The organism is Kingella pumchi, from assembly GCF_022288825.1.
Classification (GTDB): Bacteria; Pseudomonadota; Gammaproteobacteria; order Burkholderiales; family Neisseriaceae; genus Kingella_D; species Kingella_D pumchi.
Genome location: NZ_JAKOOW010000009.1, coordinates 38,140 through 47,239, shown reverse-complemented (window position 1 = coordinate 47,239; position 9,100 = coordinate 38,140). Strand labels below are relative to the sequence as shown.

At 58.5% G+C, this 9,100-nt stretch carries 10 protein-coding genes and 1 pseudogene; 3 read left to right on the top strand and 8 right to left on the bottom strand.

All coding sequences use genetic code 11. The features are described from left to right. Positions 1 to 221: 221 nt before the first annotated feature. From MB824_RS02950 to MB824_RS02940, 3 genes are all read right to left on the bottom strand, one after another. A complete protein-coding gene (locus tag MB824_RS02950; RefSeq protein WP_238745818.1) occupies positions 222 to 422 on the bottom strand; it encodes a TonB-dependent receptor in 201 nt (66 codons plus the stop codon). Between the two features lie 110 nt (positions 423 to 532). Beyond that, entirely contained in the window at positions 533 to 1,351 is an 819-nt protein-coding gene (locus MB824_RS02945; RefSeq protein ID WP_238745816.1) for a hypothetical protein, read from the bottom strand. After that, positions 1,284 to 1,778, bottom strand: coding sequence for a TonB-dependent receptor plug domain-containing protein (locus MB824_RS02940; RefSeq protein ID WP_238745814.1), 495 nt, complete (start codon positions 1,776 to 1,778; stop codon positions 1,284 to 1,286). Before MB824_RS02940 ends, MB824_RS02945 begins: the two co-directional genes overlap by 68 nt. A 157-nt stretch (positions 1,779 to 1,935) precedes the next feature. Here MB824_RS02940 and MB824_RS02935 point away from each other — a divergent pair, with 157 nt between their 5' ends. Further along, complete coding sequence (locus MB824_RS02935; RefSeq protein WP_238745944.1) at positions 1,936 to 2,556, top strand: glucose-6-phosphate 1-dehydrogenase family protein; 621 nt, start codon at positions 1,936 to 1,938, stop codon at positions 2,554 to 2,556. A 169-nt stretch (positions 2,557 to 2,725) separates the two neighbouring features. Here MB824_RS02935 and putP read toward each other — a convergent pair. From putP to rluD, 5 genes and pseudogenes are all read right to left on the bottom strand, one after another. Next, positions 2,726 to 4,249: pseudogene (gene putP, locus MB824_RS02930) on the bottom strand (sodium/proline symporter PutP). 237 nt (positions 4,250 to 4,486) lie between these two features. Then, complete coding sequence (pseI, locus tag MB824_RS02925; protein ID WP_238745812.1) at positions 4,487 to 5,527, bottom strand: pseudaminic acid synthase; 1,041 nt, start codon at positions 5,525 to 5,527, stop codon at positions 4,487 to 4,489. Between the two features lie 3 nt (positions 5,528 to 5,530). Then, positions 5,531 to 5,815 (bottom strand): hypothetical protein, encoded by a 285-nt coding sequence (locus MB824_RS02920; protein WP_238745810.1) that lies wholly within the window; start codon positions 5,813 to 5,815, stop codon positions 5,531 to 5,533. Between the two features lie 92 nt (positions 5,816 to 5,907). Beyond that, on the bottom strand, positions 5,908 to 6,225 hold the full coding sequence (locus MB824_RS02915) for a DUF2834 domain-containing protein (protein WP_238745809.1): 318 nt from the start codon (positions 6,223 to 6,225) through the stop codon (positions 5,908 to 5,910). 108 nt (positions 6,226 to 6,333) lie between these two features. Beyond that, positions 6,334 to 7,452, bottom strand: a complete 1,119-nt coding sequence (gene rluD / locus MB824_RS02910; RefSeq protein WP_238745808.1) for a 23S rRNA pseudouridine(1911/1915/1917) synthase RluD — start codon at positions 7,450 to 7,452, stop codon at positions 6,334 to 6,336. Between rluD and MB824_RS02905 the strand changes: the two genes are divergently transcribed. Both MB824_RS02905 and MB824_RS02900 read left to right on the top strand, forming a co-directional pair. Beyond that, on the top strand, positions 7,451 to 8,266 hold the full coding sequence (locus MB824_RS02905) for an outer membrane protein assembly factor BamD (protein WP_238745807.1): 816 nt from the start codon (positions 7,451 to 7,453) through the stop codon (positions 8,264 to 8,266). The two genes, rluD and MB824_RS02905, sit on opposite strands and share 2 nt — an antisense overlap. Positions 8,267 to 8,404: 138 nt before the next feature. Continuing rightward, positions 8,405 to 8,974 carry an aminodeoxychorismate/anthranilate synthase component II gene (locus tag MB824_RS02900; protein ID WP_238745806.1) on the top strand — a complete coding sequence of 190 codons (570 nt, stop codon included), beginning with the start codon at positions 8,405 to 8,407 and terminating at the stop codon, positions 8,972 to 8,974. Positions 8,975 to 9,100 lie beyond the last annotated feature (126 nt).

Genomic DNA, 9,100 nt, shown 5'->3' with positions numbered 1-9,100 from the left:
TCTAGTGATGAGTAGCACCTTTTTTGTCCTATAGCAGACTGGTTCTCGAAAATAGCACCTTTTTTGTCCTATATGCCTGAAAGTTTGGTTTCAGGCTGCTTGGTGGCCGTTTGGACGCGGCTGCCGGATGCGGCAATCCGTCCGATGGCAGCCGAAGCACCGCCCCCAAAAAAGCAGCCTGAAAGCGTTTTTTGTGCTTTCAGGCTGCCTGCGGGCGGGGTTTAAAACTTCACATTTACGGCAAAGATAAAGTTGCACCCCATCTGCGGTACATAAGGCAGGTAGGAGTTGTGGATGTAGATTTTTTGGTTCAGCAGGTTGTTGCCGTCGAGCGAGAGGGTGTAGTCGGCTTTGCCGATGCGGTTTTTGTAGCGGATGCCTGCATTGACCAGGTGGTAGCCGCGCGTGGAATCTTCGGGCACGGGTACGGCATACAGGCGGCCAGCGCTGCTTTTTTGCGTTTACTACTGCGCGCCGAATACGCCTTTCAGCCGGCCTGCGATTGGGGCGTGGTAGAACTCGATGCGGGTGTTCAGCCCTTTGTTGGCAAACACGGTGTCGGGGCAACCTTTGCCTGGGCGGCAGTGTCGGCGCTTCGGCGCTGCTTGTCTTCAGGGTAGTAGGGGTCGGTGTAAAACTTGCCGTCGTTGAGCTCGTCGTGGCGATAGTCGGCGCGGGCGGCGCTGATTTTGATTTTGTCCAGCCAAGCAAAGGGTTGGCGCCATTCGCCGCGCAAATCGAGGCGGCGGGAAAACAGGGCGATTTGCGGGCCGGGGCTGCTGTGGTCGTGGTGGTGGCCGTAGATGTTGTCGTGGCTTCGCGGCTGGTTTTCTTCGTGCGGCGTGCCGCAGTGAAAATGCAGCTCGCGTTTCAAATCGCTGTCGTCCATCAGGTGCGGATACATCAGCAGATAATCGCGGTTTTGGTAGTACTTGCGGTTTTCGGGGTCGAAAATATGGGCGCTGCACGGGTCGTACATATGGTTGTGGCCGACTACGCCGTAATCGTCGTTGCGGTAGCTGTAGGCCGCGCCGAGATAGCCTTTTTCGCCGACATACGACAGGCCGACTGTGCCGACGTGGGATTTGTTGTTGGAATCGGGCAGGCGGTACACGGTTTCTTCGAGCTTCACGCCGGGCACTTTGTACAAATCCGATTTACGGCTCAAACCTTCCAGCCGCAGCGCCAGATGGTCGCCCACGCCGAGCGTGATGCCCGCCGTGGCGGTGCGCTCTTTGCTGGCGGAATCGGCGCGCACCAGCATTTCGCCCTCGATGCCGTTTTCAGGCTGCTTTTCGGGAATGCGCCCGTCGGCCACGTTGACCACGCCGGCGTGGCGATGCCGAAGCATAAAGCAGCGTCGGCGTACCGCGCACCAGTTCGACCTGTTTGGCTAGCAAGGTATCGGCGGCTACGACGTGATCGGGCGAAATCGCCGACATATCCACCACGTCCGAGCCGTTTTGCAGCATTTTCACCCGCACGCCCTCCTGCCCGCGTATCACCGGCGCACTCACGCCGCCGCCGAAAGGATTGCTGTGCACCCCGCTCTCGCCCGCCAAAGCGTTGCCCAGCGTGGCCGAGCGCGCATGGAATTTTTCGCCGTCGATCACCACATCGCTGGCCTTGCGTCCGCTGCCCAAAGGCAGGGTTTGCACGGCTTTGCGTTTGCCGCTGACGGTAACCTGCTGCAGGGTTTGACCGTCGCCGCCCTCGTCTGCCCACGCCCAAGCGCTTACCGACAACAGCGACAACACCAGTATTTTCTTTTGAAACATATCCGCAATTAAACATTGTTATACCATAACTAATTTTATGGTTAAGATTGGTTAAGGCGTCAAGCAAGCCATTGCCGCTTTCAGGCTGCCTGCACCACAAACACACGCTGCGGCGCTATAATCCGCTTCCTGATTTTCTTTACATTTGACCGACATCATGCTGACACCCGAGCACTGCGCGCTGTTTGAGCGCCCGTTTTTCCAGTTTGCCCAGCTGAAAAAATACTGCCCCGAAACCATTCCCAAAATCAAAGCCGACTACAAAGCCGCCTGGCAGGACTGGCAGGCGCTGATTTTGCGCGTGGCCGACGATCTCGGCGCCCCGTTCGCCCCGCCGCACATCGAGCGCTGGTGCAACGGCTGGCAGGTGCGCGCCCACTTTTTCGCCTACTTCAAATACGCCCAATACGCCGATTCCGCCGCCATTTTCTCCATCCTGCTCAACCGCCGCCGCTTAAGCGTCAGCCTCGATTGGCACTGCTACAAAGCCGGCAAATCCCCCATCGCCCTACCCGACTACAACCGCTGGCTGGATACCCTCGATCGCAGCGCCTTTGCCGCTTTCGACATCTGGCACGGCGCCGAGAGCGAATACGCCGACTACCAAACACTCGCCGAGCGCGACGCCGGCTATCTGCAGCTGCAAGACAAGGACGACTTTTTCTGCATCGGCCGCCACATCGAAAAAGACCGTCTCGACGGCAGCGACCCCGCACCGTGGATTGCCGCCAATATCCGCGCCCTCGCCCCGCTCTACGAAGCCTGCCACGGCGGCTAAACGCCCTTTCAGGCAGCCTGAAAGCCAAGCGGAAAAAGCAGCCTGAAAGTCGGTTTTCCCGCTTTCAGGCTGCCTTAAATACGGCAACAGCCGCCCGCAATATGATGCGGGCGGCTGTTGTTTTGGTTTTCAGGCTGCTTTCTCTCAAAGCCGAGGCAGCCTGAAAACGTTATTTCGCCGCGCGGTAATCGGCATCGGCTTTGGCAAAGCGCTCCTGCACTTCTTTGGACGGCACTTTGTCGGCCAGCGACACCAGCACAGCCACCAAGGCACAGGCGATAAAGCCGGGGACGATTTCGTACACGGTAGTCCAGCCGTTTTGGCCGGCGGCGAGCGCGGGTTTTTTGACGAACTCGGCCCACAGCACCACGGTAACGGCGCCGGCCACCATGCCGGCCAGCGCGCCGGCGGCGGTGATGCGTTTCCAGAATACCGACAAAATCACCACCGGCCCGAAGGCGGCGCCAAAACCTGCCCAGGCGTAGGACACCAGTCCCAGCACTTTGCTTTCGGGGTCGGAAGCAATCAGGATGGAAATCACGGCAATCGCCAGCACCATCAGGCGGCCGACCCACACCAGTTCGGATTGCGGGGCGTTTTTACGCAGAAAGCCTTTGTAGAAGTCTTCGGTAATCGCGCTGGAGCACACCAAAAGCTGGCACGAGAGGGTGGACATCACCGCCGCCAGAATCGCGCTCAGAATCACGCCGGCAATCCACGGGTTAAACAGCAGGGTGGACAGGGCGATAAACACGCGCTCGTGGTTGCCTTTCATTGCGGCCACATCGGCCGGATTGGCGGCAAAGTGGGCGATGCCGAAATAGCCGACGGCCACCGCGCCGCCCAGGCACAGAATCATCCAAGTCATGCCGATGCGGCGGGCGGATACCAGCGATTTGGCGCTTTCGGCCGCCATAAAGCGCGCCAGAATGTGCGGCTGGCCGAAGTAGCCCAAGCCCCAGGCGGCGGTGGAAACGATGCCGACGAAAGTCGTACCCGCCAGCAGGCTACCGTATTGTTTGCCGGTTTCGGCGGCCACACCCTGAATGGCGACGGACATCTGCTCGGCGCCGCCCAAGCCCAGATACACCATCACCGCGTCAGAATCAGGGCGAAAATCATCAGCGAAGCCTGCAGGGTGTCCGTCCAGCTTACGGCCAAAAAGCCGCCGAGGAAGGTATAGACGATGGTCGCGCCCGCGCCCGGCCACATGGCCTGGTTGTAAGTCATGCCTTCAAACAGGCTTTGGAACAGGGTTGCCCCCGCCACAATGCCCGAAGCGCAGTAAATGGTGAAGAAAAGGTGAAGAAAAACAGAATAATCACGGCCGAAACCACCTTCATCAGATGGCCGCCGGCGCCGAAGCGGTGGAAGAAATAGTCCGGCAGCGTCAGCGCGTTGTTGGCATGCTCGGTGTGCACGCGCAGGCGGCCGGCCACCAACAGCCGCCGACGGTCAGGCCGATGGTGATCCAGGCTTCGCTCAGGCCGCTCAGGTAAATCGCGCCGGGCAGACCCATCAAAAGCCAGCCCGACATATCGGACGCACCCGCCGACATGGCGGTAACGAAGGGGCCGAGACTGCGGCCGTCGAGAATGTAGTCGTCGAAATTGCGGGTGGAGAAATAAGCTGCCAGACCGATCAGCAGCACCGCGATCAGATAGATTGCGAAGGTAATATACATCGGATTCATAAATACTCTACTCCTTCTTTAAGGTTTTTCTTGTTAAACCATCGGTTTGCGATTGAAAGCAATTTCGAACGGCGAATCGTTATACTGGATTGGCTGCCGATTTTCAAGATTTGCAAAGCAAGGTTTGTTTTATGTTAATGCCGCTATCAGGCAGCCTGAAACGGCAAACGTCAGGAAAAAAGCAGCCTGAAAGCCCCGTTTCGGCTTTCAGGCTGCTTTTGGGTGTCGGCAGAGAACTTAATCGGCAAAATCGTCCCACGAAACCGGCGTGCAGGCAGAGACCGCGCGCTTGAGCGTTTTGCCCAGCAGCGCGTCAAAATGCTTGGGCGCCAGACCGTAGCCCGGGCGCACGCTGCGGATGGCGCCGGCGTCGATTGTTTCGCCCGCCGGCATATCGCGCACGAAATACAGCGAGCGGCGGAATTTGATGTTGCCCTGCTCGCTGGACTTCAAACCGTAGTCCACCGCGCCGAGTGCCTGCCAGGCGGTACGGCTGTCGCGGCACAGCGCCGCCAGCCCGTCCGGCTCCAACGAAAAGCTGTCGTCGGGGCCGCCGCCGTTTCTGTCGAGCGTAAAGTGTTTTTCGATAATGCAGGCGCCCAGCGCCACGGCGGCAACGGCGGTGGTGTTGTCCAGCGTATGGTCGGACAGGCCGGCAGGTAGCCTGAAACGCTGCGCCATATCCGGCAGGGTGCGCAGATTGTAGTCGGCGGCGGGCGCGGGATAGCCGCTCACGCAGTGCAGCAGCGCCAGCTCGCGGCAGCCGGCGCTGCGGGCGGCATCCACCGCTTCGGCGATTTCTTCGGCATCGGCCATGCCGGTGGAAATAATCAGCGGTTTGCCGGTTTGCGCGGCGCGGCGGATCAGCGGCAGATCGACGGCTTCAAAAGAAGCGATTTTGTAGGCCGGCGCGTCCAGGCTTTCCAAAAGTTCGACCGCGCTTTCGTCAAAGGGCGAACTAAACAGGGTAATGCCGGCGGCGCGGGCGTAATCAAACAGCGGCTGGTGCCACTCCCAGGGCATATGGGCTTTTTGGTACAGCTGGTACAGCGACTGGCCGTCCCACAACCCGCCGCGGATCATAAAGTCTTCGCTCTCGCACGGCAGGGTGATGGTGTCGGCGGTGTAACTCTGGATTTTCACGGCATCGGCGCCGGCCTTTTTGGCTTCGTCGATAATGCGAAAAGCGGTTTGCAGGCTGCCGTTGTGGTTGGCAGACATCTCGGCAATGATGTAGGGCGGATGGCCGGAGCCGATGGGGCGGTGGTTAATGTGCATGGTTTATCCAAACAGGTTGTAAAAAAACACAAAAATAAACATTGAGGCAAAAAACAGCAGGTAGCATAAGCCGACGTATTTGATCCAATAAAAATGAAAATCCCGCGGCACGTTTTTGTATTTGGCGCGGCCAAGCAGAATTCCCCAAATAATCTGGTTGCACTGCCAGTTTTTCGCCAAAAAATCCCCAATCGAGTTAAGCGGTATCTCGCGCTTGCAGACGATGTAGGCGCTGCGCCAGTAAAACAGGACAAATGCAACGATAGCGATCGGGAAAAGAAAGTCCATTCGAGTTCTCCGAATAAGTGATGGGTAGGCAGACTTTATTTTCAGGCTGCCTTGTGCCGCAAAAAGCAGCCTGAAAAGCCCAAAACCAGCTTTCAGGCTGCTTTTCCATTGGCAGCCATCTCACGAAAAAGCAAAAACAGTGGAAGTGCGAAAGAGACGCCGATTACCAAGCCCAAAACAGACCACATCATCCATGCTTTGCCTGCCTTTAAGGATTCCGACACCGCGAAAGCAATAAAAACCAGCGCCGATACGATTACATCAAAGGCAAAAAAGGTGCTGATATGGCTGTAAAACAATTCATCAAAAAACAAACCTACATCAAACCCATGCGCCACAAGAAACAAGCCAAACGGGATTAAAGGAAGTAAAGCACCCAACAAACTCAGCAGAGCATATACCTTAACCATTTCGTCTCCGGTTTAAAAATTTTCCAAGCATCCGTGCCGCGCAAAATCAGGGAAAACTGCCCCCAAGCAGCCTGAAAAACCGAAAACCGGCTTTCAGGCTGCCTGCTGCTATTCTTTGGCGTAGATGATTTCAACGTCGTAATCGTCGTCGTCCCAATCGTCGTCATCTTCGAATTTGTCCTGCCATTCGGCCTGGGCGGCCAGCGGCGAATCGAGTCCGCTTTCCAAACGCAGCACCGAGAGCAGCGAATAGATGTCTTCGGGCAGCGGCGCTTCAAACTGCAGGGTCTCGCCGCTTTGCGGGTGGACAAAGCTCAGGCGGTAGGCATGCAGCGCCTGGCGGCCGTTCAAGCCCTTGATCTGCTGCCTGACCACTTCGGAACAGGGATGGCGCGGGTTGCCGTACACCGCATCGCCGGCCAGCGGATGGCGCGCTTCGCGCATGTGCACGCGGATTTGGTGGGTGCGGCCGGTTTCCAGCGCGCATTCGATATAGCTGTGGTCGCGGTAGCGCTCCAGCACTTTGATGTGGGTAACGGCTTCTTTGCCGCCGAATTTGACCACCGCCATTTTCAGGCGGTTGTGCGGGTCGCGGCCGATGGCGGCGTCGATTTTGCCGTCAAAGGGCACGATGCCGTCGGCCACCGCGCGGTAAATACGCTTGACGCTGCGGTTTTGCAGCTGCTGCACCAGATGGTTTTGCGCCGGCAGGGTTTTGGCCACCACCATCAGGCCGCTGGTGTCTTTGTCGAGCCGGTGGACGATGCCGGCGCGCGGCACCTGCGCGAGCGCGGGACAATGCGCCAACAGGCCGTTGAGCAGCGTGCCCGACCAGTTGCCCGCCGCCGGATGCACCACCAGACCGGCCGGCTTGTTGAGCACGATCACGCTGTCGTCTTCATACACAATGTCCAGCGCCATCGCTTCGGGGGCAAAGGCCAGCGTTTCTTCGTCCAGCTGCGGGCGCACTTCGATTTCTTCGCCACCGATCAGTTTGTCTTTGGGCGAAGCCGGCTTGCCGTTTAGGCTGACCGCGCCGTCTTTAATCCAGCCTGAAAGACGGCTGCGCGAGTAATCGGGCAGCAGTTTGGCCAGCGCCGCATCCAGCCGGCTGCCCGCCAAATCCAGCGGCACGGCCAGTTTTACCGGCTTTTGTTCAATTTGGGCTGCCTGAAACGGCAAATCATCGTTATAATCCGCGCCGTTTTCAAAGGGAAAGTTATCCATGAAAAAATTTCTGCTTATGATTTCCGTGGCCGCCGCCCTTTCCGCCTGCGCGGGTTCGGGCAACAACAAGGCCACTGTTGACAAAGAAGCGCAGGCCACGCAGGGCTGGTCGTCCGACCGCCTGTACAACGAGGCGCGCGAAGAATTGAATTCCGGCAATTATACGCGAGCCTCCGCGCTGTATGAACAGCTCATCTCCCGCCAGCCCGAAGGCCGCTACGTCGAGCAGTCGCTGCTGGAAACCGCCTACGCGCAATACAAAAACGAAGAGCCGGCCAAAGCGCTCAACACCCTGACCCGCTTTGAAAACAACTTCCCCGGCAGCGTCAATATGGACTACGCCCTCTATCTGCGCGGGCTGGTATTGTTTGGCGAAGACCAGTCTTTCCTGAACAAACTGGCCTCGCAAGACTGGTCCGACCGCGACCCGCAGGCCAACCGCAACGCCTACCGCGCCTTTAACGAGCTGGTTACCCGCTACCCCACCAGCAAATACGCCGACGACGCCCGCAAGCGCATGGCGCAGCTGGTGGATGCCTTGGGCGGCAACGAAATCGCCATCGCCCGCCACTACGCCAAACGCGGCGCCTATGTCGCCGCCAACAACCGCGCGCAAAAAGTGCTGCAAAACTTCCAAAACACCCGCTATGTGGAAGAAGCGCTGGCGATTATGGTTTACAGCTACCAGAAAATGGGCAACACCCAGCTGGCCGGCGACACCCGCCGCGTGCTGGAAACCAACTTCCCCGAAAGCCCCTATCTAAAAAAAGAATGGTCGGCCAAAGACACCCCGTGGTGGCGCTACTGGAAATAAGCAGCCTGAAACCCTCCGGCCGCCGCAAGGCACGCAAAGGCAGCCTGAAAACCGTTTCAGGCTGCCTTTGCCGCACCATCAAACCTGTTTCAGGCTACCCCTCGCGCATATAATGCCCGCTCCTGCCGAAAGATTCCCATGTTACTATTCATCGACAACTACGACTCCTTCACCTACAACATCGTCCAATACCTTGCCGAACTCGGCCAAGACGTGCAGGTGCGCCGTAACGACGACATCACGCTCGACGAAATCGCCGCACTCGCGCCGCAATACCTGCTGATCGGCCCCGGCCCCTGTTCGCCCAAAGAAGCCGGCATTTCGGTGGCGGCGATGCGCCATTTTGCCGGCAAACTGCCGATACTCGGCGTCTGCCTCGGCCACCAGACCATCGGCGAAGCCTTCGGCGGCCGCGTGGTGCGCGCCAAAACGCTGATGCACGGCAAAACCTCGCCGGTATTTCATCACGGCAGCGGCATGTTTGCCGGCCTGCCCAATCCCGTGCAATGCACGCGCTACCACAGCCTGGTCATCGAGCGCGACACCCTGCCCGACTGCCTGGAAATCACCGCATGGACAGAAGATAACGAAATCATGGGCGTGCGCCACAAAGACTTCGCCATCGAAGGCGTGCAGTTCCACCCCGAAGGGCTGCTCACCGAACACGGCCACGACATGCTCGCCAATTTTCTCCAACAGCACGGCTGAAAGCCGGCAGGCGGCAGCAACGCCCTTGCCGCCACCCCGCAGGCAGCCTGAAACGGCAAAAACGGCTTTCAGGCTGCCTGTTTTCCCTTTTTCCGCATACGCGCCCTGCTCCGGCGGCGCACAGGA

Bases quoted from the DNA above. Each gene is read 5' to 3' on its own strand.
- MB824_RS02940 (WP_238745814.1), bottom strand. From the start codon at position 1,778: ATGTTTCAAAAGAAAATACTGGTGTTGTCGCTGTTGTCGGTAAGCGCT.
- MB824_RS02920 (WP_238745810.1), bottom strand. From the start codon at position 5,815: ATGGACTTTCTTTTCCCGATCGCTATCGTTGCATTTGTCCTGTTTTAC.
- MB824_RS02945 (WP_238745816.1), bottom strand. From the start codon at position 1,351: ATGCTTCGGCATCGCCACGCCGGCGTGGTCAACGTGGCCGACGGGCGC.
- pseI (WP_238745812.1), bottom strand. From the start codon at position 5,527: ATGCACATTAACCACCGCCCCATCGGCTCCGGCCATCCGCCCTACATC.
- rluD (WP_238745808.1), bottom strand. From the start codon at position 7,452: ATGGATAACTTTCCCTTTGAAAACGGCGCGGATTATAACGATGATTTG.
- MB824_RS02905 (WP_238745807.1), top strand. From the start codon at position 7,451: ATGAAAAAATTTCTGCTTATGATTTCCGTGGCCGCCGCCCTTTCCGCC.
- MB824_RS02915 (WP_238745809.1), bottom strand. From the start codon at position 6,225: ATGGTTAAGGTATATGCTCTGCTGAGTTTGTTGGGTGCTTTACTTCCT.
- MB824_RS02900 (WP_238745806.1), top strand. From the start codon at position 8,405: ATGTTACTATTCATCGACAACTACGACTCCTTCACCTACAACATCGTC.
- MB824_RS02935 (WP_238745944.1), top strand. From the start codon at position 1,936: ATGCTGACACCCGAGCACTGCGCGCTGTTTGAGCGCCCGTTTTTCCAG.